Source organism: Streptomyces griseorubiginosus (assembly GCF_001514195.1).
GTDB classification, from domain to species: Bacteria; Actinomycetota; Actinomycetes; order Streptomycetales; family Streptomycetaceae; genus Streptomyces; species Streptomyces griseorubiginosus.
The window spans coordinates 121,974-148,416 of record NZ_KQ948739.1 but is presented as its reverse complement, the minus strand read 5'-3'; the positions used below and the strand labels follow the sequence as shown (position 1 = coordinate 148,416).

22 protein-coding genes are annotated in these 26,443 nt (G+C 70.1%); 15 read left to right on the top strand and 7 right to left on the bottom strand.

Annotation, left to right across the window (positions count from 1 at the left end):
- Window positions 1-43 precede the first annotated feature (43 nt).
- The 5 genes from yajC (at window position 44) to AQJ54_RS26395 (ending at window position 6,922) form a co-directional block, all read left to right on the top strand.
- Complete coding sequence (gene yajC, locus AQJ54_RS26415; protein WP_062028265.1) at window positions 44-568, top strand: preprotein translocase subunit YajC; 525 nt, start codon at window positions 44-46, stop codon at window positions 566-568.
- Window positions 569-699: 131 nt separating this feature from the next.
- A complete protein-coding gene (gene secD, locus AQJ54_RS26410; protein WP_211278590.1) occupies window positions 700-2,460 on the top strand; it encodes a protein translocase subunit SecD in 1,761 nt (586 codons plus the stop codon).
- Between the two features lie 2 nt (window positions 2,461-2,462).
- On the top strand, window positions 2,463-3,575 hold the full coding sequence (gene secF / locus AQJ54_RS26405) for a protein translocase subunit SecF (protein ID WP_062028262.1): 1,113 nt from the start codon (window positions 2,463-2,465) through the stop codon (window positions 3,573-3,575).
- A complete protein-coding gene (locus AQJ54_RS26400) occupies window positions 3,572-4,111 on the top strand; it encodes an adenine phosphoribosyltransferase (RefSeq protein WP_062241490.1) in 540 nt (179 codons plus the stop codon). The genes secF and AQJ54_RS26400 overlap by 4 nt, the downstream gene beginning before the upstream one ends.
- A 279-nt stretch (window positions 4,112-4,390) precedes the next feature.
- A complete protein-coding gene (locus tag AQJ54_RS26395; protein ID WP_062028260.1) occupies window positions 4,391-6,922 on the top strand; it encodes a RelA/SpoT family protein in 2,532 nt (843 codons plus the stop codon).
- Between the two features lie 82 nt (window positions 6,923-7,004).
- On the opposite strand, the gene AQJ54_RS26390 is transcribed toward AQJ54_RS26395, so the two are convergent.
- The gene (locus tag AQJ54_RS26390) at window positions 7,005-8,234 is read right to left on the bottom strand and encodes a DUF349 domain-containing protein (protein WP_030321472.1); all 1,230 of its coding nucleotides are present in this window, start codon (window positions 8,232-8,234) and stop codon (window positions 7,005-7,007) included.
- A gap of 135 nt (window positions 8,235-8,369) precedes the next feature.
- Window positions 8,370-9,188, bottom strand: coding sequence for a peptidylprolyl isomerase (locus tag AQJ54_RS26385; protein ID WP_020138077.1), 819 nt, complete (start codon window positions 9,186-9,188; stop codon window positions 8,370-8,372).
- Between the two features lie 180 nt (window positions 9,189-9,368).
- Here AQJ54_RS26385 and AQJ54_RS26380 point away from each other — a divergent pair, with 180 nt between their 5' ends.
- Window positions 9,369-10,082, top strand: coding sequence for an MBL fold metallo-hydrolase (locus AQJ54_RS26380; protein ID WP_062241488.1), 714 nt, complete (start codon window positions 9,369-9,371; stop codon window positions 10,080-10,082).
- Between the two features lie 11 nt (window positions 10,083-10,093).
- A complete protein-coding gene (hisS, locus tag AQJ54_RS26375; protein WP_062241874.1) occupies window positions 10,094-11,356 on the top strand; it encodes a histidine--tRNA ligase in 1,263 nt (420 codons plus the stop codon).
- Between the two features lie 94 nt (window positions 11,357-11,450).
- On the opposite strand, the gene AQJ54_RS26370 is transcribed toward hisS, so the two are convergent.
- Genes AQJ54_RS26370 through AQJ54_RS26355 form a run of 4 tightly spaced genes read right to left on the bottom strand, consistent with a single transcriptional unit; the run spans window position 11,451 to window position 14,978 of the window.
- Window positions 11,451-12,077 carry a response regulator gene (locus AQJ54_RS26370; protein ID WP_062241486.1) on the bottom strand — a complete coding sequence of 209 codons (627 nt, stop codon included), beginning with the start codon at window positions 12,075-12,077 and terminating at the stop codon, window positions 11,451-11,453.
- Window positions 12,077-13,312: a sensor histidine kinase gene (locus tag AQJ54_RS26365; RefSeq protein WP_248845444.1), complete on the bottom strand. Its 1,236-nt coding sequence runs from the start codon at window positions 13,310-13,312 to the stop codon at window positions 12,077-12,079. Before AQJ54_RS26365 ends, AQJ54_RS26370 begins: the two co-directional genes overlap by 1 nt.
- Complete coding sequence (locus tag AQJ54_RS26360) at window positions 13,270-14,115, bottom strand: ABC transporter permease (protein ID WP_062241484.1); 846 nt, start codon at window positions 14,113-14,115, stop codon at window positions 13,270-13,272. Before AQJ54_RS26360 ends, AQJ54_RS26365 begins: the two co-directional genes overlap by 43 nt.
- Window positions 14,112-14,978, bottom strand: coding sequence for an ABC transporter ATP-binding protein (locus AQJ54_RS26355; protein ID WP_062241482.1), 867 nt, complete (start codon window positions 14,976-14,978; stop codon window positions 14,112-14,114). Before AQJ54_RS26355 ends, AQJ54_RS26360 begins: the two co-directional genes overlap by 4 nt.
- A gap of 145 nt (window positions 14,979-15,123) precedes the next feature.
- Here AQJ54_RS26355 and AQJ54_RS26350 point away from each other — a divergent pair, with 145 nt between their 5' ends.
- From AQJ54_RS26350 to rpsD, 3 genes are all read left to right on the top strand, one after another.
- Window positions 15,124-15,786, top strand: a complete 663-nt coding sequence (locus tag AQJ54_RS26350; protein ID WP_062241480.1) for a vitamin K epoxide reductase family protein — start codon at window positions 15,124-15,126, stop codon at window positions 15,784-15,786.
- A 46-nt stretch (window positions 15,787-15,832) separates the two neighbouring features.
- On the top strand, window positions 15,833-17,188 hold the full coding sequence (locus AQJ54_RS26345) for a replication-associated recombination protein A (protein WP_062028252.1): 1,356 nt from the start codon (window positions 15,833-15,835) through the stop codon (window positions 17,186-17,188).
- Between the two features lie 284 nt (window positions 17,189-17,472).
- A complete protein-coding gene (gene rpsD / locus AQJ54_RS26340) occupies window positions 17,473-18,087 on the top strand; it encodes a 30S ribosomal protein S4 (protein WP_020138086.1) in 615 nt (204 codons plus the stop codon).
- Window positions 18,088-18,118: 31 nt separating this feature from the next.
- Here rpsD and AQJ54_RS26335 read toward each other — a convergent pair whose 3' ends face one another.
- Complete coding sequence (locus tag AQJ54_RS26335) at window positions 18,119-20,452, bottom strand: ATP-binding protein (RefSeq protein ID WP_063806461.1); 2,334 nt, start codon at window positions 20,450-20,452, stop codon at window positions 18,119-18,121.
- Between the two features lie 150 nt (window positions 20,453-20,602).
- Here AQJ54_RS26335 and AQJ54_RS26330 point away from each other — a divergent pair, with 150 nt between their 5' ends.
- The 5 genes from AQJ54_RS26330 (at window position 20,603) to mltG (ending at window position 26,390) form a co-directional block, all read left to right on the top strand.
- The gene (locus AQJ54_RS26330; RefSeq protein ID WP_030321490.1) at window positions 20,603-21,031 is read left to right on the top strand and encodes a DUF948 domain-containing protein; all 429 of its coding nucleotides are present in this window, start codon (window positions 20,603-20,605) and stop codon (window positions 21,029-21,031) included.
- 10 nt (window positions 21,032-21,041) lie between these two features.
- Window positions 21,042-21,383: a hypothetical protein gene (locus AQJ54_RS26325; protein ID WP_020138089.1), complete on the top strand. Its 342-nt coding sequence runs from the start codon at window positions 21,042-21,044 to the stop codon at window positions 21,381-21,383.
- Window positions 21,383-24,055: an alanine--tRNA ligase gene (alaS, locus tag AQJ54_RS26320; RefSeq protein ID WP_062241478.1), complete on the top strand. Its 2,673-nt coding sequence runs from the start codon at window positions 21,383-21,385 to the stop codon at window positions 24,053-24,055. The genes AQJ54_RS26325 and alaS overlap by 1 nt, the downstream gene beginning before the upstream one ends.
- Window positions 24,055-24,519 carry a Holliday junction resolvase RuvX gene (gene ruvX / locus AQJ54_RS26315; protein ID WP_062028249.1) on the top strand — a complete coding sequence of 155 codons (465 nt, stop codon included), beginning with the start codon at window positions 24,055-24,057 and terminating at the stop codon, window positions 24,517-24,519. Before alaS ends, ruvX begins: the two co-directional genes overlap by 1 nt.
- Before the next feature lie 122 nt (window positions 24,520-24,641).
- Window positions 24,642-26,390: an endolytic transglycosylase MltG gene (mltG, locus tag AQJ54_RS26310; protein WP_062241476.1), complete on the top strand. Its 1,749-nt coding sequence runs from the start codon at window positions 24,642-24,644 to the stop codon at window positions 26,388-26,390.
- Window positions 26,391-26,443 lie beyond the last annotated feature (53 nt).

Sequence of the window (26,443 nt, the reverse complement as noted above, 5' to 3'; positions counted from 1 at the left end):
CAGGCCGCTCACCATCGCGGTCGCGTGAAGGAAGTTCCGACCCGTGAGTCTCGTGACCCTCCTCCCGTTCATCGTGCTCATCGGGGCCATGTTCCTGATGACCCGGTCGGCCAAGAAGAAGCAGCAGCAGGCCGCCAGCATGCGGAACGAAATGCAGCCCGGCAGCGGCGTCCGCACGATCGGGGGTATGTACGCCACGGTCAAGGAGGTCGGCGACGACACCGTCCTCCTCGACGCGGGCCCGGGCGTGGAACTGCTCTTCGCGAAGAACGCCATCGGTGCCGTACTGACGGACGACGAGTACAACCGCATCGTCCACGGCATCGAGCACGACCTGAAGTCCGACTCCGACGTCGTCCCGGACGACGCCTCCTCCCTCACCGACGACGAGCCCGCCGACGAAGCTGCCGCCGCCTCCGACGAGAAGTCCGTCGACCTCGGTAAGAAGGACACGGCCGACGAGGCCCCCGTCGACACGCCTGCCAAGGCCGACGCCGACGTGGAGGACGCCGAGGCGAAGTCGGACGACGAGCCGAAGAAGACCGACGGCGACTCCGGCGCGAAGTAGTCGTTTTCCGGGGCGCGCGGTCACCTCCGCGCGCCCCGGAATCCGCGCAGCTCGCACGGAATCCCCAACCATGTCATGGCCGCCCGCCCGCCGACCCGGCGCGAGAGCGGCCCGAGAGGGAGTACGAGAAGGTGGCAGCACCTAAAAGGGGGCGGAGCGCGAGTGCCCAGAGCAAGCCAGGGCGCGCGCTGGCCCTGATCCTGATCGCCATCGTGGCGCTCACCGGTGGAATGTTCCTCTCCGGACACACCACCCCGCGCCTCGGCATCGACCTCGCCGGAGGCACCAGCATCACGCTGGAGGCCAAGGCCGACCAGGGGTCCGCGATCAACAAGGCCAACATGGACACCGCGGTCGAGATCATGAACCGTCGTGTCAACGGCCTGGGCGTCTCCGAGGCGGAGGTGCAGACCCAGGGTGATCGCAACATCATCGTGAACATCCCCAAGGGCACCAACTCCAAGGAGGCCCGCGACCAGGTCGGCACCACCGCCAAGCTGTACTTCCGTCCGGTCCTCGCCCAGGACGCCACCGGCGTCGCGGCCGCCACGCCGAGCCCGTCCGCCAGCGGCTCCTCGAAGGCCTCGCCGAGCCCCTCCGCGAGCAAGTCCGGCACCGGTGAGAAGGCGACCTCGTCGTCCTCCCCGTCGGCCTCCGCCACCTCGCAGGGTCGCGCCGTCACCGACGCCCTGAAGGCCGACTCCACTCCGTCGGCGTCCGCGAGCGCGTCGGGCTCCCCCTCGCCGTCGGCCTCCGCGACCGGCGGCACCGGCACCTCCGCCTCCGACGCCAAGCTCCAGGCCCAGTACGCCGCCCTGGACTGCTCCAAGCAGGCGCAGCGCAACAAGGCGGGCGAGGGCGCCAAGCCCACCGAGACCACCGTGGGCTGCGGCGAGTTCAACGGCGTCTGGTACAAATACCTGCTTGGCCCCGCCGCCGTCGCCGGCACCGAGGTCAAGAAGGCCCAGGCGGTCTTCGACACCCAGACCGCCGCCGGCTGGCAGGTCACCATGACCTTCAACAGCAAGGGCGCCAGCAAGTTCGCCGACATCACCGGCAAGCTCGCGCAGAACACCCAGCCGCTCAACGAGTTCGGCATCGTCCTCGACGGCCAGGTCGTCTCCAGCCCCACCGTGAGCTCCTCGATCACCGGCGGCAACGCGCAGATCTCCGGCAGCTTCACCCAGGAGGAGGCCCAGAGCCTCGCCAACATGCTGTCGTACGGCGCCCTCCCGCTCTCCTTCCAGGAGCAGAGCGTGACCACGGTGACCGCCGCGCTCGGCGGTGAGCAGCTGCACGCCGGTCTGCTCGCCGGCGCGATCGGCCTGGCGCTGGTCGTCATCTACCTGGTGGCCTACTACCGCGGTCTGTCCGTCGTCGCGATGGCCTCGCTGCTGGTCTCGGCGATCCTCACCTACGTGATCATGGCCCTGCTCGGCCCGGCGATCGGCTTCGCGCTGAACCTGCCGGCCGTGTGCGGTGCCATCGTCGCCATCGGTATCACCGCGGACTCGTTCATCGTGTACTTCGAACGCATCCGGGACGAGATCCGCGAGGGCCGCTCGCTGCGACCCGCCGTCGAGCGGGCCTGGCCGCGCGCCCGGCGCACCATCCTGGTCTCCGACTTCGTGTCGTTCCTCGCCGCCGCCGTCCTGTTCATCGTGACGGTCGGCAAGGTCCAGGGCTTCGCGTTCACGCTCGGCCTGACCACCGTGCTGGACGTCGTCGTGGTCTTCTTCTTCACCAAGCCGCTCATGACGCTGCTGGCCCGCCGCAAGTTCTTCGCGAGCGGCAGCAAGTGGTCCGGCCTCGACCCGAAGAGCCTGGGCGCCAAGCCCCCGCTGCGCCGCACCCGCCGTCCCGCCGCCCCCGCCCACACGAAGGAGGCGTGAGCATGTCGAAACTCGGCAACATCGGCGCCCGACTGCACCGTGGCGAGATCAGCTACGACTTCATCGGTCACCGCAAGCTCTGGTACGGCATCTCGATCCTGATCACCATCACGGCGATCCTGGGCCTCGCGGTGCGCGGCCTGAACATGGGCATCGACTTCCAGGGCGGCGCGGTCTTCACCACCGAGAAGACCAGCGTCTCCGTCTCCCAGGCCGAGGACTACGCGAAGGAGGCCTCCGGCCACGACGCGGTCGTCCAGAAGCTGGGCAACGGCACGCTGCGCATCCAGATCGCCGGCATGGACACCCAGCAGTCCGACGAGATCAAGAACAAGCTCGCCTCGGACTTCAAGGTCGACCCGGAGAAGATCGCCGCCGACCTCGTCGGTCCCAGCTGGGGCGACCAGATCGCCAACAAGGCCTGGCAGGGTCTGGCGATCTTCATGGTCCTCGTCGTGATCTACCTGGCGATCGCCTTCGAGTGGCGCATGGCCATCGCGGCACTCGTCGCCCTGATCCACGACATCACCATCACCGTCGGCATCTACGCCCTCGTCGGCTTCGAGGTCACGCCGGGCACGGTGATCGGTCTGCTGACCATCCTCGGTTACTCGCTCTACGACACGGTGGTCGTCTTCGACTCCCTCAAGGAGCAGACGAAGGACATCACCAAGCAGAACCGCTGGACCTACAGCGACATCGCCAACCGCTCGATCAACGGCACCCTGGTCCGCTCGATCAACACCACGGTGGTCGCGCTGCTGCCGGTGGCGGGCCTGCTGTTCATCGGCGGCGGCTTCCTCGGCGCGGGCACGCTCAACGACATCTCGCTGTCGCTGTTCGTCGGCCTCGCCGCCGGTGCGTACTCCTCGATCTTCATCGCCACCCCGCTCGTCGCCGACCTCAAGGAGCAGGAGCCGGCGATGAAGGCGCTCAAGAAGCGGGTCCTCGCCAAGCGCGCCCAGGCCGAGGCGGAGGAGGAGTTCGCGGACGCCCGCGGCGACGCCGTGGACGACGACGAGCCCGAGGACACCGGGCACGCGGTCGTCGGTCCCCGCACCCAGCCCGCCTCGCGCGGCCGGGGCCGTGGCCGTCCCTCGGGGAAGCGCCGATGACCGACATCGAGGAGCTGCTGCTCAGCCGTATCCGCGATGTGGCGGACTACCCGGAGCCGGGTGTGATGTTCAAGGACATCACCCCGCTCCTGGCGGACCCGGCGGCCTTCACCGCGCTCACCGACGCGCTGGCGGCGGTCGCCGCGAGCACCGGCGCCACCAAGGTCGTCGGCCTGGAGGCCCGGGGCTTCATCCTCGGCGCCCCGGTCGCCGTCCGCGCCGGCCTCGGGTTCATCCCGGTGCGCAAGGCGGGCAAGCTCCCCGGAGCGACCCTCAGCCAGGCGTACGACCTGGAGTACGGCTCGGCGGAGATCGAGGTGCACGCGGAGGACCTGTCCTCCGGCGACCGCGTCCTGATCGTCGACGACGTGCTGGCCACCGGCGGTACGGCCGAGGCGTCCATCGAGCTGATCCGCCGCGCGGGCGCGGAGGTCGCGGGCCTCACGGTCCTGATGGAGCTGGGCTTCCTGGGCGGCCGGGCCCGTCTGGAGCCGGCGCTGGCGGGGGCCCCGCTGGAGGCACTGCTCGTGGTCTGACCGCGAAAGCATGGAGAAACGGCCGTTCCGGAACCTCGGGACGGCCGTTTCGTATGGGGGAGCGAAGTGCTGTGACGGCTGTCGCGCCGTCGTGGCTGGTCGCGCAGTTCCCCGCGCCCCTTCAGGGCGCTCCAGCCGCCGGAATGCGGGCGGCAGCCCCTCGTGTTCCACAGGTAGACGTCCCTCACATCGGGCTGGAGGCGATCCCGGGGCGCGGGATCGCTACCATGGGGGTCCGGAGCCTGACCTGGGGACCCGGATCGCGCACGAGGAGTCCTCTTGCCAGACGAGGCCCAGCCCCTGACCGCCGCCAAGCCCGAGTCCGCCTCGGAGCCCGCGGCCAAGCCCGCGCCGGACGCGAAGACCGCGACGAACGACGCCCACGGGCCGGTCGAGCACGCCCAGTCCGCGCCCGTCGACAAGCCCGCAGAGCCGGCCAGGCCCAAGCCCGCCCCGCCCGAGCAGCCGTCGGCCGCGGCGGCCCGCCCCGCCACCGGCCAGCCCGCCCGCAGCGGCTCCTCCAACCGTGTCCGCGCCCGCCTCGCCCGTCTCGGCGTGCAGCGCTCCAACCCGTACAACCCCGTCCTGGAGCCGCTGCTGCGGATAGTGCGCAGCAACGACCCGAAGATCGAGACGGCCACCCTCCGCAAGATCGAGACCGCCTACCAGGTCGCCGAGCGCTGGCACCGCGGCCAGAAGCGCAAGAGCGGCGACCCGTACATCACCCACCCGCTCGCGGTGACCACCATCCTCGCCGAACTCGGCATGGACCCGGCCACCCTCATGGCGGGCCTGCTGCACGACACCGTCGAGGACACCGAGTACGGACTCGACCAGCTGCGCCGCGACTTCGGCGACTCGGTCGCCCTGCTCGTCGACGGCGTCACCAAGCTGGACAAGGTCAAGTTCGGCGAGGCCGCGCAGGCCGAGACCGTGCGCAAGATGGTCGTGGCGATGGCCAAGGACCCGCGCGTCCTGGTCATCAAGCTCGCCGACCGGCTGCACAACATGCGCACCATGCGCTACCTCAAGCGCGAGAAGCAGGAGAAGAAGGCGCGCGAGACGCTGGAGATCTACGCTCCGCTCGCCCACCGCCTCGGCATGAACACCATCAAGTGGGAGCTGGAGGACCTCGCCTTCGCGATCCTCTACCCCAAGATGTACGACGAGATCGTACGGCTGGTGGCCGAGCGGGCGCCCAAGCGCGACGAGTACCTGGCCATAGTGACCGACGAGGTGCAGTCCGACCTGCGCGCCGCCCGGATCAAGGCCACCGTCACCGGCCGCCCGAAGCACTACTACAGCGTCTACCAGAAGATGATCGTCCGCGGCCGTGACTTCGCGGAGATCTACGACCTGGTCGGCATCCGCGTCCTGGTGGACACCGTCCGCGACTGCTACGCGGCCCTGGGCACCGTCCACGCCCGCTGGAACCCGGTTCCGGGGCGGTTCAAGGACTACATCGCGATGCCCAAGTTCAACATGTACCAGTCGCTGCACACGACGGTCATCGGGCCCAACGGCAAGCCGGTCGAGCTCCAGATCCGCACCTTCGACATGCACCGCCGCGCCGAGTACGGCATCGCCGCGCACTGGAAGTACAAGCAGGAGGCCGTCGCCGGCGCCTCCAAGGTGCGCTCGGACCAGCCGCGGACCACCGGCAAGGACGACCACCTCAACGACATGGCGTGGCTGCGCCAGCTCCTCGACTGGCAGAAGGAGACCGAGGACCCCGGCGAGTTCCTGGAGTCGCTGCGCTTCGACCTGTCGCGCAACGAGGTCTTCGTCTTCACTCCCAAGGGCGATGTCATCGCGCTGCCGGCCGGGGCCACCCCCGTGGACTTCTCCTACGCGGTGCACACCGAGGTGGGCCACCGCACGATAGGAGCACGGGTCAACGGCCGTCTGGTGCCGCTGGAGTCGACCCTCGACAACGGCGACCTCGTCGAGGTCTTCACCTCCAAGGCACCCGGGGCCGGACCCTCCCGGGACTGGCTGAACTTCGTCAAGTCGCCGCGCGCCCGCAACAAGATCCGCGCCTGGTTCTCCAAGGAGCGCCGCGACGAGGCCATCGAGCAGGGCAAGGACGCCATCGTCCGTGCGATGCGCAAGCAGAACCTGCCGATCCAGCGCATCCTCACCGGCGACTCCCTCGTCACGCTCGCCCACGAGATGCGCTACTCCGACATCTCCGCCCTGTACGCGGCGATCGGCGAGGGCCATGTCTCCGCGCAGAACATCGTGCAGAAGCTCGTCCAGGCGCTCGGCGGCGAGGAGGCGGCCACCGAGGAGATCGACGAGACGGTCCCGCCGACCCATGGCCGCAGCCGCAAGCGGCGCACCAGCGCCGACCCGGGTGTCATCGTCAAGGGCGTCGAGGACGTGTGGGTCAAGCTGGCCCGCTGCTGCACTCCCGTGCCGGGCGACCCGATCATCGGGTTCGTCACCCGCGGTAGTGGCGTATCGGTTCACCGCAGCGACTGCGTCAACGTGGAGTCACTGTCCCGGGAGCCGGAGCGCATCCTGGACGTCGAGTGGGCCCCCACCCAGTCCTCGGTCTTCCTGGTCGCCATCCAGGTCGAGGCACTGGACCGCTCCCGGCTCCTCTCGGACGTCACCCGCGTCCTGTCCGACCAGCACGTCAACATCCTCTCCGCGGCCGTCCAGACCTCCCGCGACCGCGTCGCCACCTCCCGCTTCACCTTCGAGATGGGCGACCCCAAGCACCTGGGCCACGTCCTGAAGGCGGTCAGGGGCGTGGAGGGCGTGTACGACGTGTACCGCGTGACGTCGGCGCGGAACCGGTCGTAGGGCCTACGACGAGAGGGGCCCCGTACGTGTCACGTACGGGGCCCCTCTCGTCGTAGCCGAAGCCGACGGGCTGATCAGCCGATCAGCCGCCGAACTCCTGGAGTCCCTTCAGGGCCTGGTCCAGAAGGGCCTGGCGGCCTTCCAGCTCGCGCTCCAGCTTGTCGGCCTTGCTGGTGTTGCCCTGGGCGCGGGCCTGCTCGATCTGGCCCTTGAGCTTGTCCACGGCGGCCTGGAGCTGGCCGGTCAGACCCGCGGCACGTGCGCGTGCCTCCGGGTTGGTCCGGCGCCACTCGGTCTCCTCGGCCTCCTGGAGCGCGCGCTCGACGGCGTGCATACGGCCCTCGACCTTCGGCCGGGCGTCCCGCGGGACGTGACCGATGGCCTCCCAGCGCTCGTTGAGCGTGCGGAAGGCGGCACGGGCCGTCTTCAGGTCGCCGATGGGCAGGAGCTTCTCGGCCTCCTCGGCCAGCTCCTCCTTCAGCTTGAGGTTCTCCGTCTGCTCGGCGTCCCGCTCGGCGAAGACCGAGCTGCGGGCCGCGAAGAACACGTCCTGGGCGCCGCGGAAGCGGTTCCACAGGTCGTCCTCGTGCTCGCGCTGCGCACGGCCCGCTGCCTTCCACTCCGCCATCAGCTCGCGGTAGCGGGCGGCCGTCGGACCCCAGTCCGTCGAACCGGACAGCGCCTCGGCCTCGCCGACCAGGCGCTCCTTGGTCTTGCGGGCCTCCTCGCGCTGCGCGTCCAGCGACGCGAAGTGGGCCTTGCGTCGCTTGGAGAACGCCGAGCGGGCGTGCGAGAAGCGGTGCCACAGCTCGTCGTCCGACTTGCGGTCCAGGCGCGGCAGACCCTTCCAGGTGTCCACCAGGGCGCGCAGCCGCTCGCCGGCGGCCCGCCACTGGTCGGACTGGGCCAGCTGCTCCGCCTCGACGACCAGCGCCTCCTTGGCGTGCCGGGCCTCGTCGGACTGCTTGGCGCGCTGCTGCTTGCGCTCCTCGCGACGCTTGTCGACCGTCTCCACCAGCTTGTCGAGCCGCACCTTGAGCGCGTCCAGGTCGCCGACCGCGTGATGCGCGTCGACCTGTTCGCGAATGTGGTCGATCGCGGTCTGCGCGTCCTTCGCCGACAGGTCGGTGGTCTTCACTCGCTTCTCGAGGAGGCCGATCTCGACAACCAGGCCCTCGTACTTGCGCTCGAAATAGGCCAGGGCTTCCTCGGGGGAACCCGCCTGCCAGGAACCGACGACCTGCTCGCCGTCGGCCGTACGCACGTACACGGTCCCCGTCTCGTCGACGCGGCCCCACGGGTCGCTGCTCACAGCGCCTCCTCCACATGATGCCCGCGGGAGGCTTCCGCGCCCCCGGGCATCGTCCACAGTTTCGTCACGGCCAACATAGGCGACCGGCGGGTGGCCTGTCCGCATCCCGCGCGACCGAAATTTCGCAGTTGGCGGTCAGGATTTGGTGACGGTCGCCTTGTTGATCACGACGGTCGCGTTCGGCGCGCCGTCGCCCGCTCCGGTGCTCTCACCGGCCGCGGCGATCTTCTTCAGCACCTTCATACCGGATTCCGAGATGGTCCCGAACGGGGTGTAGCTCGGGGGCAGCTGGCTGTCCTGGTAGACGAGGAAGAACTGGCTGCCTCCAGTGTGCGCCTGTCCGGTGTTCGCCATCGCGACGGTGCCCGCCGGGTAGGTGTTCGCCTTGAGGCTCTTGTCCTTCAGATTCTCGTCCGGGATGGTGTAGCCCGGTCCGCCGCTGCCGGAGCCCGTCGGGTCGCCGCACTGAAGGACGTAGATGCCGTTGGTGGTCAGGCGGTGGCACTTCGTGTGGTCGAAGAAGCCCTTGCCCGCGAGGAAGTCGAACGAGTTCACGGTGTGCGGGGCCGCCGACGCCTTCAGCGCGATGTCGATCGTGCCGCAGGTCGTCGAGAGGTCGAAGGTGTACTTCGCCGACTTGTCGATGGTCATCGCCGGCTCCTTCTTCCAGGTCTCCGTCTTGACCTTGCCGGGAGCGGCCTTCTCGCACGGGTCCGGCGCCTTCTTGGACGCCTGGGCGCTCGGGGTGGCCTCCGCGCTCGCGTTGGCCTTGTCGTCGTCCTTCAGGACCCCGGACGTGTAGAGCGCCAGGCTGCCCACCAGGATCACGCCGAGCACCGACCCGATCACAGAGTTGCGCAGACGGGCCTTGCGTCGCGCCTCCGTGCGCCGCTGCTGCTGCCGCAAGAACTTCTCCCGCGCGAGCTGCCGCTTCCGCTGTTCCTGGGTGACCACGGGGTTCTCTCCTCATGCGTCTCGTCCACCGACCGTTACGCATGCGTCCTATGAGCCGACCGCCTGCGTGTGCCCCGTACCGTATATGGGTTCGCTGAGGAATCGGCAGCGCCGGTAGGCTCTGACCACTGGGGCAGCCGCCCGGAAGACCGCCCGTACCCACACAAAACGAGGACGATCGTGCTCATTGCCGGGTTCCCCGCCGGGGCCTGGGGGACGAACTGTTATCTCGTCGCCCCCGCCGCCGGTGAGGAGTGCGTGATCATCGACCCCGGCCACCAGGCCGCCGAGGGAGTCGAAGAGGCGCTCAAGAAGCATCGGCTCAAGCCCGTCGCCGTCATCCTCACCCACGGCCACATCGATCATGTGGCCTCGGTCGTCCCGGTGTGCGGCGCGCACGACGTGCCCGCCTGGATCCACCCCGAGGACCGGTACATGATGACCGACCCGTCGATGGGTCTCGGCCGTTCGATCGGCATGCCGCTGATGGGCGAGATCACCGTGGGCGAGCCGGACGACGTCCGGGTGCTGACCGACGGCACCAGGCTGGAGCTGGCGGGTCTGGAACTGTCCGTCGCGCACGCGCCGGGCCATACCAAGGGGTCGGTGACCTTCCAGATGCCCGAGACGGCCGAGATCCCCTCGGTCTTCTTCTCCGGGGATCTGCTCTTCGCCGGCTCCATCGGACGCACCGACCTGCCCGGCGGTGACATGGCCGAGATGCTCGACTCGCTGGCCCGCGTGTGCCTGCCGCTCGACGACTCGACCGTGGTGCTGTCCGGCCACGGCCCCCAGACGACCATCGGCCAGGAGCGCGCCACCAACCCGTACCTGCGGGAAGTGGCGGCCGGCCAGGGAGCGGGTCCGCAGACCCCTCCCCGACGAGGAATGTGACGAGAGACTTCGTGAGCACCTTTCAGGCCCCCAAGGGCACGTACGACCTGCTGCCCCCCGACTCGGCCAAGTACCTCGCCGTCCGCGAGGCGATCGCCGCCCCGCTGCGCACCTCCGGCTACGGCTACATCGAGACGCCCGGCTTCGAGAGCGTCGAGCTGTTCGCGCGCGGTGTGGGTGAGTCCACCGACATCGTGACCAAGGAGATGTACGCCTTCGAGACCAAGGGCGGCACGAAGCTCGCCCTGCGCCCCGAGGGCACCGCCTCCGTGCTGCGCGCGGCGCTGGAGGCCAACCTGCACAAGGCGGGCAACCTCCCCGTCAAGCTCTGGTACTCCGGCTCGTACTACCGCTACGAGCGCCCCCAGAAGGGCCGTTACCGCCACTTCTCCCAGGTGGGCGCCGAGGCGATCGGCGCGGAGGACCCGGCGCTCGACGCCGAGCTGATCATCCTGGCCGACCAGGCGTACCGCTCGCTGGGCCTGAGGAACTTCCGCATCCTGCTCAACAGCCTGGGCGACAAGGAGTGCCGGCCGGTGTACCGGGCCGCGCTCCAGGACTTCCTGCGCGGTCTCGACCTCGACGAGGACACCCTGCGCCGGGCCGACATCAACCCGCTGCGCGTCCTCGACGACAAGCGCGAGTCGGTGCAGAAGCAGCTCGGGGACGCGCCGCTGCTGCGGGACTACCTGTGCGACGCCTGCAAGGCGTACCACGAGGAGGTCCGTGAGCTGATCACCGCGGCGGGCGTGGCCTTCGAGGACGACCCGAAGCTGGTGCGCGGCCTCGACTACTACACCCGCACGACGTTCGAGTTCGTGCACGACGGTCTGGGCTCCCAGTCCGCGGTGGGCGGCGGCGGCCGCTACGACGGACTGTCCGAGATGATCGGCGGCCCCGCACTGCCGTCCGTCGGCTGGGCCCTCGGCGTGGACCGCACGGTCCTCGCCCTGGAGGCGGAGGGCGTCGAGCTCGAACTCCCCTCCGCCACCAGCGTGTTCGCGGTCCCGCTGGGCGAGGAGGCCCGCCGGGTGCTCTTCGCCAAGGTCACGGAGCTGCGCAAGGTCGGCATCGCCGCGGACTTCTCCTACGGCGCCAAGGGCCTCAAGGGCGCCATGAAGAACGCCAACCGCAGCGGCGCCCGCTACACCATCGTGGCCGGCGAGCGCGACCTCGCCGAGGGCGTCGTACAGCTCAAGGACATGGAGTCCGGGGAGCAGTCGGCGATCGGCGTCAACGAGATCGTGGCGGAACTGGAGTCCCGGCTCGGCTAGCGGTACGTGACGGAGGGCGCTGGTCGTGCGACCGGCGCCCTTGTCGTCGGTGCTGTCCCTGCCCGACCGCACCGGCAGCGCCTGACGGTCGCCCTCACTGGTCGAGAAGGCCGTACCGCAGGGCGCTGGTGACGGCGGCCGTGCGGTCGTCGACGCCCAACTTGGCGAAGGCGCGCAGGAGATGGGTCTTCACCGTCGACTCGCCGATGAACAGCCTGCGTCCGATCTCCGCGTTGGTGCAGCCCTCCGCCACCAGACGCAGCACCGCGGTCTCGCGCTCCGACAGCCGCGGCCGTTCGGGCCTGGTGCGCAACTGGTCGACCAGCCGCGCGGCGACCGTCGGGGCCAGGACCGTCTCACCGCGTGCGGCCGCCCGCACGGACTCGGCGAGTTCCGCCCGGGGCAGGTCCTTGAGGAGGTAACCGGCGGCCCCCGCCTCCACGGCCCGCAGGATGTCGCGGTCCGTCTCGTACGTCGTCAGCACGATCACCCGGCAGGGCAGCCCTGCCTCCGTCATCCGCGCGATCGACTCCACCCCCGAGCCACCCGGCATCCGCAGGTCCATCAGCACGATGTCCGGCCGGAGTTCGGCCGCCAGTGCCTCGGCCTGCGGCCCGTTGGACGCGTCGGCGACCACCTCCAGGTCCGGCTCGGCGGTCAGCATCGCCCGCAGGCCCTCCCGTACGACCGGGTGGTCGTCGGCCAGGATGATCCGGATCATCAACCACTCCTCGGAGGCGGTACGGGCAGCCGGACGGTGACCGTGGTGCCGCCGCCGGGCGCGCTGTGCACCCGGACCGTCCCGCCGACCTCGGTGGCGCGGGCCCGCAGCCCCGCGAGACCGTAGCCGTCATGCGCGGCCCCGGGATCGAAGCCGTGCCCGTCGTCGCGCACCGACAGGGTGAGGCGGTCGTCGGCGTAGTCCAGGCCGATGGACGCGGACGCCGAACTCCCCGCGTGTCTACGGCAGTTCGTGAGGGCTTCCTGGCATGCGCGCAGGGCGACGACCTCGGGTCCGGCGGGCAGCGGACGGGCCGGCCCGGTCACCTCGAGCGTCGCCGCGTGGCGGGCCGCCAGCCTGCCCAGCGCGTCCGGCAGCGAGGCGCCGTCCAGGTCCGCGGGAGCGCCACCGGCGACCAGGGCCCGGGCCTCGGCCAGGTTCAGCCGGGCCGTCTCGTCCATCAGGGCCAGATGCCTGCGGGCCCCCGCGAGGTCGTGGTCGAGCTCCGCCTCGACGGCCTGGACCAGCATCAGCAGGCTGGTGAAGCCCTGCGCGAGGGTGTCGTGGATCTCCCGGGCCATCCGCTCCCGCTCGGCCAGCGCCCCGTGCGCCGCCGACAGCCGGGACACCTCGTGCCGGCTCGTGGCCAGCTCCGCGATCAGGGCCGCCCGCTCCTGGCTCTGCTCGATGATCCGGATCACCCAACTGCCCACGGCCACCGAGAAGACGAGGGTGACCACCGCGAACAGCCCGTTGAAGAAGACGGCTCGCTCGCTCGGCCACCACAGCAGCGCCCAGCCCGCCACGGGCGCCAGGTTGATGACGGCCACCATGGTGATCGCCCACCGCATCCGCAGGGTCATGAAGCACTGGGGGACCAGCGCGAAGGTCATCAACCGGGTCTCGCCCACCAGGATCGCCGAGGGCAGGAACAGGGCGATCATGGCGACCAGATAGCCGAGGGCCCGGCGCTCGGGCGGCGGGTCCCCCCGCAGCAGCGGACGGCCCGTCCACGCGAACAGCGGGACCAGCGGCACCAGCAGCGCCGCCGCGGCGAGGCGCACGGGCCGGCCCGGCTGGTCCGCGCCGAGCACGAACGCCAGGGTGGCCAGCCAGATCAGGGCGAAGTAGGTGTCCCACAGCCGGAACGAACGCTCCCAGCTGTAGGCGCCGGACGCCTCCGCCACCGCCGTCACCCGTCGCGCCGGTGCTTCCACCGGAAGGTCAGCAGGCACAGCAGCAATCCTCCGACGCACCAGGCCCCGAGCACCAGGGCCACGCGCCCGAACTCCCAGCCCCCGGCCTGCTCCAGGACCTGCGCCGAGTCCGGCAGGAACACCCCGCGCAGCCCCTGGCACATCCACTTCAGCGGGAACAGCGCGCCGACGTCCAGCATCCAGTCGGGGATGGTGCCGATCGAGATGTACACCCCGGAGATGAACTGGAGGACCAGGAACGGCAGGACGACCACGGAGGACGCGCTCTTGCTGGACTCGGGGACCGAACTGATCGCGATGCCCAGCAGCGCGCAGGCCGTCAGACCGAGCACGAAGACCCAGGCGAAGGTGAACCAGCGCCCTGCGTCCGAAGGCAGCTCGACGTCGTACAGCGTGGTGCCGACGAGCAGCAGGAGCGCCGTCTCCATGAGACCGGTGACCAGAATCAGCCAGATCTTGCCCAGGAAATAGGCTGCGGGAGGCATCGGCGTGCCGCGCAGCCGGCGCAGCACCTTCTCGTCCCGCTCGACGGCGATCGAGATGCCCAGCGACTGGAAGCTCGTGGACATGATGCCGGCGGCCATCATCGCCGGGACGTACAGCTGCGAGGCCTTGATGCCCGCGCCCTCCACGTCGTCGCTGAAGATCGACGCGAACAGGAACAGCAGGACCACGGGGAAGGCGAAGGTGAACACCACGTGGTCGCGCTGCCGGAAGAACATCTTGATCTCCAGGGCGCCCCGTCGCAGACCCAGTCCCCAGGCGCCCGGCAGCCGCACCCGGGCCTCCTCACGTGCTTCCCGTACGGCGGCCGTGGTCATCGCGCCTCCTCCTGTCCGGTGAGCCGGAGGTAGACGTCCTCCAGCGTGGGGCGGGTCACCGTCAGGCCCGGGATCTCGCCGTCGAAGCGGTGGGCCAGCTCGGCCACCGTCCTGGTCGGCGTGTCCGTGCGCACCGCGCGCGCGGTGCCGTCCGGCTCCGTCCACTCGACGGTGGCCCCGGTACCGAACCGTTCCCGCAGCGTGGCCGGCTCGCCCGTCGCCACGACCCTTCCCCGGGTCACGACCGCCAGCCTGTCGGCGAGCGCCTCGGCCTCCTCCAGATAGTGCGTGGTGAGCAGGATCGTGGTGCCCTCGACGGCCAGCTTGCGGATCAGGTCCCAGAACTGTCGGCGGGCCGCCGGGTCGAAGCCGGTCGTCGGCTCGTCCAGGAGCAGCAGCTCGGGCCCGCCGATCACACCGAGCGCCACGTCGAGGCGGCGCCGCTGGCCCCCCGACAGGGCCTTGATCCGGCTGTCCGCCTTGGCCTCGAGACCCACCAGGGCGATCACCTCCGCCGGGTCCCGCGGGGCCGGGTAGTAGCGGGCGAAATGCCGGACCGTCTCCGCCACCGTCAACTCGGCGGGCGCGGATTCGTCCTGCCAGACGATGCCGACCCGGGACCGCCACGCGCGGGTGCCGTGCGCCGGGTCCGCGCCGAGCACCGAGACCTCGCCCGCGTCCCGGTCCCGGTTGCCCTGGAGGATCTCCACGGTCGTGCTCTTGCCCGCCCCATTGGGTCCGAGCAGGCCGAACACCTCGCCCGCGCGGATGCCGAGATCGAGTCCGTCGACCGCGGTCACGTCGCCGTAGCGCTTGCGCAGCCCCCGAACATCCACCGCAAGGTCGTTCGTGTGTGTGGTCATGGCTCAGAGCGTCGGCCGGAACCGAACGTTCGGGGACGACCGTGCGTACTTCCTTATGTCCACCGAACGGTGGACGAGGCCCCGTGTGCGGCACAATGGCCCCTGCCAGAAGAAGGTCCAACTCTCAAGCAGACGGATCGGCGTGATGAGCAAGACGACAGTGAAAGACGTCTCCACGGAGTCCGAGCCCTCGACGGCGGGCGTCGACACCGCGCCCCGCACCGTGGGCGGCAGCCGGGCCTTCGCCCTGCTGCTGGTGATCACCGGCGCGGCCGGACTGCTCGCCGCGTGGGTCATCACGATCGACAAGTTCAAGATCCTCGAGGGCAAGGTCAGCGGCAAGACGTTCACGCCGAGCTGCTCCCTCAACCCGATCATCTCCTGCGGCAGCGTGATGGAGAGCAAGCAGGCCGCCGCCTTCGGGTTCCCCAACCCGATGCTGGGCCTGGTCGCCTACGGCATCGTGATCTGCGTCGGGATGAGCCTGTTGGCCCGCGCCACCTTCCCGCGCTGGTACTGGCTCACCTTCAACTTCGGCACCCTTTTCGGCGTGGCCTTCGTCACCTGGCTCCAGTTCCAGTCCCTGTACCGGATCAACGCCCTGTGCCTGTGGTGCTCGCTGGCCTGGGTCGCCACGATCACGATGTTCTGGTACGTCACCTCGTTCAACATCCGCAACGCCTTCCTGCCGTCCCCGGGCTGGCTCAAGCGCTTCCTCGCCGAGTTCACCTGGGTCCTGCCCGTCACGCACTGCGGCATCATCGCGATGATGATCCTGACCCGCTGGGGTAGCAGCCTCTGGGCCTGACCGACGCCCGACGGCGTTGTCAGTGCGGTGAACTAGGGTTTCTGTCGTGGAGCCCGATCTGTTCACCGCGGCGGCGGAAGAGCGCCAGGAGAAGGACCCGGCCGGCAGCCCCCTGGCGGTCCGGATGCGCCCGCGCACCCTCGACGAGGTGGTGGGCCAGCAGCACCTGCTGAAGCCCGGCTCGCCGCTGCGCCGACTGGTCGGCGAGGGCAGCGGCGGCCCCGCCGGACCCTCCTCCGTGATCCTCTGGGGCCCGCCCGGCACCGGGAAGACGACCCTGGCGTACGTCGTCTCGAAGGCCACCAACAAGCGCTTCGTGGAGCTCTCCGCGATCACCGCGGGCGTCAAGGAGGTCCGCGCGGTCATCGACGGGGCCCGCCGCGCCACCGGCGGCTTCGGCAAGGAGACCGTCCTCTTCCTCGACGAGATCCACCGCTTCAGCAAGGCCCAGCAGGACTCCCTGCTCCCCGCGGTCGAGAACCGCTGGGTGACCCTGATCGCGGCGACCACCGAGAACCCCTACTTCTCGGTGATCTCCCCACTGCTGTCCCGCTCGCTCCTGCTGACCCTCGAACCCCTCACGGACGACGACCTCAGAGGACTCCTCAAGCGGGCGCTGAGCGACGAGCGCGGCCTGAAGGACGCTGTCACCCTCCCCGAGGACACCGAGGACCACCTCCTGCGGATCGCCGGCGGCGACGCCCGCCGCGCCCTGACCGCCCTGGAGGCCGCCGCCGGGGCCGCCCTCGACAAGGGCGAGCCGGAGATCTCCCTCACCACGCTGGAGGAGACGGTCGACCGCGCGGCCGTGAAGTACGACCGCGACGGCGACCAGCACTACGACGTCGCCAGCGCCCTGATCAAGTCGATCAGGGGCTCCGACGTCGACGCGGCCCTGCACTACCTGGCCCGCATGATCGAGGCCGGCGAGGACCCCCGCTTCATCGCCCGGCGCCTGATGATCTCCGCCAGCGAGGACATCGGCCTCGCCGACCCGAACGCCCTGCCCATAGCCGTGGCCGCCGCCCAGGCCGTCGCCATGATCGGCTTCCCCGAGGCCGCGCTGACCCTGAGCCATGCCACCATCGCGCTGGCCCTCGCCCCCAAGTCCAACGCGGCGACCACGGCGATCGGCGCCGCCATGGCGGACGTACGCCAGGGCCTGGCCGGTCCCGTCCCGCCCCATCTGCGCGACGGCCACTACAAGGGCGCCGCCAAGCTCGGGCACGCCCAGGGGTACGTCTACCCGCACGACCTGCCCGAGGGCATCGCCGAGCAGCAGTACGCCCCGGACGACATCAAGGACCGCGAGTACTACGAACCCACCCGGCACGGCGGCGAGGCGCGGTACGCGGACGCGGTGGAGTGGACCAGGAAGCACCTCGGTCGTAAGCGGTCCTGAGCAGCCTGTAGAATCCCTCGAAGTGCCGAGTCCCGCGCAGTCAGAGCGGGACACCCGGCCGGAGCCCCCAGCGGGTTCCAGGAGCGTCGCGCACCGTTCGAATGGTGTCGCGGGCAGCCCACCACCGTACGCGGTAGGTGGGCCACTCGCGTGCTGCACGTATGTGCCCAGACCAGGGGAGCGGCTGCCCACCAGGTCCTGATCCAGGATCCGGCGGGTTTCCCCGGCTGCGGATTGCGACCTCCCTCAACGCTGACAAGCCGAAAACCAAGAAATGAGAGATCGTGGCGAACCAGTCCCGCCCCAAGGTCAAGAAGTCGCGTGCCCTCGGCATCGCGCTGACCCCGAAGGCCGTCAAGTACTTCGAGGCCCGTCCCTACCCCCCGGGTGAGCACGGCCGCGGCCGCAAGCAGAACTCGGACTACAAGGTCCGTCTGCTCGAGAAGCAGCGTCTGCGTGCGCAGTACGACGTGTCCGAGCGTCAGCTCGTCCGCGCCTACGAGCGTGCCTCCAAGGTTCAGGGCAAGACCGGTGAGGCCCTGATCATCGAGCTCGAGCGCCGTCTCGACGCGCTGGTCCTGCGTTCGGGCATCGCCCGCACGATCTACCAGGCCCGCCAGATGGTCGTCCACGGCCACATCGAGGTCAACGGCCAGAAGGTCGACAAGCCGTCCTTCCGCGTCCGTCCCGACGACGTCGTGATGGTCCGCGAGCGCAGCCGCAGCAAGACGCTGTTCGAGGTCGCCCGTGCCGGTGGCTTCGCCCCCGACGGTGAGACCCCGCGCTACCTCCAGGTGAACCTCGGCGCCCTGGCGTTCCGCCTGGACCGCGAGCCGAACCGCAAGGAGATCCCGGTGATCTGCGACGAGCAGCTCGTCGTCGAGTACTACGCCCGCTGATCACCGGCAGGCCGTAGCACCACGCACCACCTCAGCCCGCCGTCTCCCCGCCCTTACGGGTGGGCGAGGCGGCGGGCTCGTGCGTTCCCAGGGTCTGGTGAGTCGGTCGCACGGGTCCTCGGGGCGCCGGCAGCACCGCGTGCGGACGGGCCCGCCCCAGCGCCCGGGCCACCGCAGCCTCCCGCCCCAGGGCCCGCCCCTGCCGTACGCACTCCTCGTACCGTCCGTCGCCCAGCCGCTGCCGGGCCTTCGCCTCGCACAGTTCGTGCGGGGCGTTGTAGTAGGCGGAGCCGAACAAGGGGAGACCCACCGAGGGCCACAGCGCCGCCGCCGCGCCCTGGAGCACCGCCGCCTCGGCCGGGTCGCCCTGGGCGACCGTGACCAGGGCGAGCAGTTCGATCGACAGGACCGAGCCGAGCAGGTCGCGGAAGGTGTGCGCACAGCTCAGACAGTCGGTGAGCAGCGCACGCGCACGTGCGGTGTCGCCCTCGCTCCAGGCCGCGTACGCCAGGACGTACAGCGCGTACGACCGCGCCCACCGCTCACCGTGGTCCTCGCAGACCCGCCTGACCTCCTCGCACAGCCGCACGGCGTCCGGCAGGTCGCCCAGGAAGGCGCGGGCCATCGCGAGCTCGACCTGGCCCATCAGCACATTGCTGTTGAGCTCGCCGATCTCCTCGTAGCGCGCCAGGGCCGAGCGCAGCAGGGTTTCCGCGCGCGGCATGTCGTCCGAGACCAGCGCCAGACAACCGGTGCGGTGCTCGGCGTACGCCACCGCGGTCGGGTCCGCGGCCCGCTCGGCCTCCTCGCGGCACCGCTGGAGGGCCGCCAGCGCGGGGACGGTGTCGCCCTGGAGGATCGCCACGTAGCCGAGCACCCACAGCGCCTTCAGCCGGGCGTGCTCGCCGCCGGACCCCGACTCGGGCAAGCCGTGCGGCTCGGGCAAGCCGTGCGGCTGGGGCTCGCGGTGCGCCTCCAGCTCCACGCGCGGGTCGGGCTCGCGGTGCGCCTCCAGCTCCACGCGCGGCTCGGGCTCGCGGTGGTGCGTCCCTGGCTCACCGTGCGCCCCGGGTTCTCCGTGCGGCTCGGGTTCCAGGCTGCGTTCCAGCCAGTGCCGGCCCTCCGAGAGCCGGCCGCAACCGACCCAGCAGAACCAGAGGGAGCCCGCGAGATGCCGGGCCAGTTCCATGCCGTCGGGCTCGGTCAGACAGTGCTCCAGGGCGCAGCGAAGGTTCGGCAGCTCGGCCTCGATCCGGGCGGCCACCTCGTTCTGCCGCGGCGAGAACCAGTCCAGCTCGCACCAGGTGGCCAGGCCCACGTACCAGTCGCGGTGCCGCCTGCGCAGCCGGACCGCGTCACCGGTCGCCTCCAGCCACTCGGCGCCGTACGCGCGCACCGTGTCGAGCATCCGGTAGCGGACCCCGGTCGCGGTCTCCTCGCGGGCCACCACGGACTGGGCGAGCAGCGCGGACAGCACGTCGAGGACGTCGTCGTGGTGCAGACCGCCGCCGCTGCACACGTACTCGGCGGCCTCCAGGTCGAACCGCCCCGCGAACACCGAAAGCCGCGACCACAGCAACCGCTCCTCGGGCGTGCACAGTTCATGGCTCCAGCCGATGGCCGTGCGCAGCGTCCGATGCCGGGGCAGGGCGTCCCGGCCACCGCCGGCCAGCAGCCGGAACCGGTCGTCGAGCCGCTCCAGCAACTGATCCGGGGACAGCGCCCCCAGCCGCCCCGCGGCCAGCTCGACCGCCAGCGGGATGCCGTCCAGACGCCGGCACAGCTCCCGCACATGAGGATCGTCCGCCACCGGCACACCCCGGCGTCCGGCCCGTTCCCGGAACAGCTCCACGGCCTCGTCCTCGGCCAGCGGGCCCAGCGCGAGGAGCTGCTCGCCGGACACCGCCAGCGGCCGGCGCCCCACGGCGAGGACGGAAAGCCCCGGCAGCCGCTCCAGCAGCTCGACGACCAGGTCCGCGCACGCGTCCACCAGATGCTCGAAGCCGTCCAGGACCAGCAGGAGCCGGCGTCCGGCGAGGTGGGCCAGCAGGGTCTCGCGCGGCGCCCGCGTGGTGTGGTCCGTCAGACCGAGCGACTCCACGACCGCGTGGTCGACGAACTCGGGATCGCGTACGGCGGTCAGCTCGACGCGCCACGTTCCGTCGGGCGGTGCACACCTGCCGCCGGTCACCCGCGCCGCGAGCCGGGACTTGCCGATGCCGCCGGGGCCCGTCACCGTGACCAGTCGCGAGGAGTCGAGCGCCCGCGCCAGATCCCGGAGTTCGGCCTGCCGGCCCACGAAGCCGTCGAGCTCCAGGGGGAGGTTGCCGTTCGCCCCGGTGTCCCCGGGCTGATGACCGCGCATGGAACACGGAGCGTACTCAAGCGTGTTCACTCCGTACAATCGCCGTCGGCGACCCGGCCGTGGGCGAGGGGTAATCCGGTGCGGAGCGCCGTGCTCGGCGCGATAGGCTCGGCTGCGTTATCTACAGGTGTTTATGAGAGCAGGTGTCAGGTGTCCGGTGGAGAGGTTGCCGGGATCCTGGTGGCCGTCTTCTGGGCGATCCTGGTCTCCTTCCTCGCCGTCGCGCTGGCGAGGCTGGCCCAGACGCTCAAGGCGACCACCAAGCTCGTCGCGGACGTGACCGACCAGGCGGTGCCGCTGCTGGCCGACGCCTCCACCGCCGTGCGCTCGGCGCAGACCCAGATCGAACGGGTCGACGCGATCGCCTCGGACGTCCAGGAGGTCACGTCGAACGCCTCCGCGCTGTCCACCACCGTCGCCTCCACCTTCGGCGGCCCCCTGGTCAAGGTCGCGGCCTTCGGCTACGGCGTGCGCCGGGCGCTCGGCGGCCGCAAGGACGACGAGGTGCCCGCGAAGGCCTCCCGACGTACCGTGATCGTGGGCCGGGCGGTATCCCGGGGCCGCGGGAAGAGGGACTGAGGCTCTAGAGATGTTCCGCCGTACTTTCTGGTTCGGCACGGGCGTTGCCGCCGGTGTCTGGGCCACCACCAAGGTCAACCGCAAGCTGAGGCAGCTGACTCCCGAGAGCCTCGCGGCCACCGCGGCCAACAAGGCGATCGAGACGGGCGCCCGCATCAAGGACCGCGCGGTCGGGTTCGCGCTCGACGTCCGCGACAACATGGCCCAGCGGGAGGCCGAACTGACGGACGCGCTCGGGATCCGCGAGAGTCCCGAACTGCCCGCTCCCCGGCGCATCGCCGCCATCGAGAACACCACGTACACCACGAAGTCGTACAAGACGCACCCGTACAACCGGAATGAGGACCACTGATGGAGTCGGCCGAGATTCGCCGCCGCTGGCTGAGCTTCTTCGAGGAGCGCGGGCACACCGTCGTCCCTTCGGCGTCGCTCATCGCGGACGACCCGACTCTGCTGCTCGTCCCCGCCGGCATGGTGCCCTTCAAGCCCTACTTCCTGGGTGAGGTCAAGCCGCCGTTCGCGCGCGCGACCAGCGTCCAGAAGTGCGTGCGCACGCCCGACATCGAAGAGGTCGGCAAGACCACCCGCCACGGCACGTTCTTCCAGATGTGCGGCAACTTCTCCTTCGGCGACTACTTCAAGGAAGGCGCCATCAAGTACGCCTGGGAGCTGCTCACCAGCCCCCAGGACAAGGGTGGTTACGGCCTTGAGGCCGACCGGCTGTGGATCACCGTCTACAAGGACGACGACGAGGCCGAGCGCATCTGGCACGAGGTCGTCGGGGTGCCGAAGGAGCGCATCCAGCGCCTCGGCATGAAGGACAACTACTGGTCCATGGGCGTCCCCGGACCCTGTGGCCCCTGTTCCGAGATCAACTACGACCGCGGCCCCGAGTTCGGTGTCGAGGGCGGCCCGGCCGTCAACGACGAGCGGTACGTGGAGATCTGGAACCTCGTCTTCATGCAGTACGAGCGCGGCGAGGGCATCGGCAAGGACAACTTCGAGATCCTCGGCGAGCTGCCCAGCAAGAACATCGACACCGGCCTCGGACTCGAGCGCCTGGCGATGATTCTCCAGGGCGTGCAGAACATGTACGAGATCGACACCTCGATGGCCGTCATCAAGAAGGCCACCGAGCTGACCGGTGTCGCCTACGGCGACGCCCACGACTCGGACGTCTCCCTGCGCGTGGTCACCGACCACATGCGCACCTCCGTGATGCTCATCGGAGACGGCGTCACCCCCGGCAACGAGGGCCGCGGTTACGTCCTGCGCCGCATCATGCGCCGCGCCATCCGCAACATGCGGCTCCTCGGCGCCACCGGTCCGGTCGTGCTCGACCTGATCGACACCGTGATCGCCATGATGGGCCAGCAGTACCCCGAGCTGGTCACCGACCGCGAGCGGATCGAGAAGGTCGCCGTCGCCGAGGAGAACGCCTTCCTCAAGACGCTGAAGGCCGGCACCAACATCCTCGACACCGCGGTCACCGAGACCAAGGCCTCGGGCGGTTCGGTCCTCGCCGGCGACAAGGCGTTCCTGCTCCACGACACCTGGGGCTTCCCGATCGACCTCACCCTCGAAATGGCCGCCGAGCAGGGCCTTTCGGTGGACGAGGACGGCTTCCGGCGCCTGATGAAGGAGCAGCGGGAGCGCGCCAAGGCCGACGCCCAGGCCAAGAAGACCGGGCACGCGGGCGCCGGTGCCTACCGGGAGATCGCCGACAAGACCGGCGAGACCGAGTTCATCGGCTACAGCGACACCGAGGGCGAGTCCACGATCGTCGGCATCCTCGTCGACGGCGCCTCCTCCCCGGCCGCGACCGAGGGCGACGAGGTCGAGATCGTCCTGGACCGCACCCCCTTCTACGCCGAGGGCGGCGGCCAGATCGGCGACACCGGGAAGATCAAGGTCGACTCCGGTGCCGTCATCGAGGTCCGCGACTGCCAGAAGCCGGTCCCGGGCGTCTACGTCCACAAGGGCGTCGTCCAGTTCGGCGAGGTCACCGTCGGTGCCAAGGCCCACGCCTCCATCGACAGCCGTCGTCGTACGGCCATCGCCCGCGCCCACTCGGCCACCCACCTCACCCACCAGGCGCTGCGGGACGCGCTCGGCCCGACGGCCGCCCAGGCCGGTTCCGAGAACCAACCCGGCCGTTTCCGCTTCGACTTCGGCTCGCCGTCCGCCGTACCCACGGCCGTGATGACCGACGTCGAGCAGCAGATCAACGAGGTCCTCGCCCGCGAACTCGACGTCCGCGCCGACATCATGGGCATCGACGAGGCCAAGAAGCAGGGCGCCATCGCCGAGTTCGGCGAGAAGTACGGCGAGCGGGTCCGGGTCGTCACCATCGGCGACTTCTCCAAGGAGCTGTGCGGCGGCACCCACGTGCACAACACCGCGCAGCTGGGTCTGGTGAAGCTGCTCGGCGAGTCGTCCATCGGCTCCGGTGTCCGCCGTATCGAGGCGCTCGTCGGTGTGGACGCCTACAACTTCCTCGCCCGCGAGCACACCGTCGTCGCCCAGCTCCAGGAGCTGATCAAGGGACGTCCGGAGGAGCTCCCGGAGAAGGTCTCCGCCATGCTCGGCAAGCTGAAGGACGCCGAGAAGGAGATCGAGAAGTTCCGCGCCGAGAAGGTCCTCCAGGCCGCGGCCGGTCTCGCCGAGTCCGCCAAGGACGTCCGCGGGATCGCCGTCGTCACCGGCCAGGTCCCGGACGGCACCACCCCGGACGACCTGCGCAAGCTGGTCCTCGACGTGCGCGGCCGCATCCAGGGCGGCCGGGCCGTCGTCGTGGCCCTCTTCACCGTCAACAACGGCAAGCCGCTCACGGTCATCGCCACCAACGAGGCGGCCCGCGAGCGCGGTCTCAAGGCCGGTGACCTGGTCCGTACGGCCGCCAAGACCCTCGGCGGCGGCGGTGGCGGCAAGCCGGACGTCGCCCAGGGCGGTGGCCAGAACCCGGCCGCGATCGGCGAGGCCGTGGACGCGGTCGAGCGCCTGGTCGGGGAGACGGCCAAGTAATGCGCAGAGGCCGTCGGCTCGCGATCGACGTCGGGGACGCCCGGATCGGGGTCGCCTCGTGCGACCCCGACGGGATCCTCGCCACTCCGGTGGAGACGGTCCCGGGGAGGGACGTTCCCGCAGCTCAGCGCCGGTTGAAGCAGCTGGTCGAGGAGTACGAGCCGATCGAGGTGGTCGTCGGCCTCCCTCGCTCCCTCAAGGGGGGCGAGGGCCCGGCCGCGGTCAAGGTCCGCGGCTTCGCCCAGGAGCTCGCGAAGGGCATCTCACCCGTTCCGGTCCGGCTGGTCGACGAGCGGATGACGACCGTGACGGCCGGCCAGGGGCTGCGCGCGTCCGGGGTGAAATCCAAAAAGGGCAGATCGGTCATTGACCAGGCAGCCGCCGTGATCATCCTCCAGCAGGCCCTGGAATCCGAACGGGTGTCAGGTAAAGCACCCGGCGAGGGCGTCGAAGTGGTCATCTGATCGCGATACGGTAACGTTCCGCGCGACTGCGACACTGTTCGAACAGGTGCCGCACAGAGAGAGGCGGATCGGATGCCGGGCCACAAGCCGCGCGACTGCCGCCTCGCGGCTCTAGGGGATCGATGACTGAGTATGGCCGGGGCCAGGAAGGCTCCGAACCGTGGCATCCGCAGGACCCGTACCACGGGGACGGCGGATGGGAAGGGCAGCAGGCCCACACCGGGCATCAAGCTGCCTACGGTGGCCAGCAGCAGTATCCCCAGGCCCAGCAGCAGGAGTACGGCGACTGGGGCAACGGTCAGCAGGGCGACTACGGACAGGCCCAGCAGCAGTACCAGCAGTACGACCCTAACCAGGGCTATGACCAGCAGGGTCACCAGCAGGGTCAGGGGTACGACCAGCAGGGCCAGGGCTACGACCAGCAGCAGTACGCCGCTCAGCAGCACCAGCAGCAGTACGCCCAGCAGCAGTACGCCCAGCAGTACGACAACGGCGGCTGGGGCGCCGGCACACAGGTCCCGTATCCGGACGCCTCGGACCCGTACGGTCAGCAGGCCGCCGCGTACGCCACCGGTGAGCAGTCCGACCAGTACGCCGCCCCCGACGCGTATCCGCCGCCGGAGCCGCCGAACCGTCGCCAGGCCGAGCCGGAAGCGCAGCCGACCGACTGGGATCCCGGCCCTGACGAGGGCGAACACGCCTTCTTCGCGGGCGGTGGCGACGACGAGGACGAGGTCGACGACGAGGGCGGCCGGGGCGACCGCCGGGGCCGCGGCGGCAAGAAACCCAAGAAGCGGCGCAGCGGATGCGCCTGCCTGGTGGTCCTGCTGGTGTTTGGCGGCGGGCTCGGCACGGTCGGGTATTTCGGCTACCAGTTCTACCAAAATCGTTTCGTCTCGGCGCCGGACTACACGGGTGACGGCACCGCCGACAAGGTCGCCATCACCATTCCGTCGGGCGCCAACGGAGCCGAGATGGGGCGGCTCCTCAAGGCGGCGGGCGTGGTCAAGAGCGTCGACGCCTTCGTGGCCGCGTTCGCGCACAACAGCGACTCGGGCAAGATCCAGGCGGGCTCGTACCTGCTGAACAAGGAGATGTCCGCCGAGAGCGCCGTCGCGCTGATGCTCGACCCCAAGAGCCAGAACAACCTGATCGTCCGCGAGGGCGAGCGCAACATCGACGTGTACGACGACATCGACGCACGCCTCAAGCTGTCGAAGGGCACCACGGCGAAGGTCGCCAAGCAGAAGTACAAGGACCTCGGGCTGCCCGACTGGGCGCTTGGCCACTCCAACCTGAAGGACCCGCTCGAAGGGTTCCTCTACCCGTCCGCCTACGCGATCCCCAAGGGCGGGAAGCCGGAGGACGTGCTCAAGGACATGGTCGGCCGGGCCAGCCAGAAGTACGAGGACTTCGGCCTGGAGAAGAAGGCCGAGAGCCTGGGCCTGGACGGCCCCTGGCAGCTGCTCACCGTCGCGAGTCTCGTGCAGGCCGAGGGCACCAGCCACGACGACTTCCGCAAGATGGCCGAGGTCGTCTACAACCGCCTCAAGCCGGGCAACCCGCAGACCTACGGCTCCCTGGAGTTCGACTCCACGTACAACTACGTCAAGAACCAGAGCAAGATCGACCTGACGATCGCGGAGCTCAAGCGGTACAACAACCCGTACAACACGTACTACGTCAAGGGTCTGCCGCCCGGGCCGATCGACAACCCCGGCGAGGAGGCCATCAAGGGGGCGCTCAACCCGACCCATGACGGCTGGTACTACTTCATCTCGCTGGACGGCAAGACCAGCAAGTTCACCAAGACGCTCGCCGAGCACGACAAGCTCGTGCAGGAGTTCAACGCGTCACGGAAGAAGGGCTGAGGACCGCACGTCACCGCCGGGCGGTCGGTCCCTGGTCCTCGCGTGACAACGGA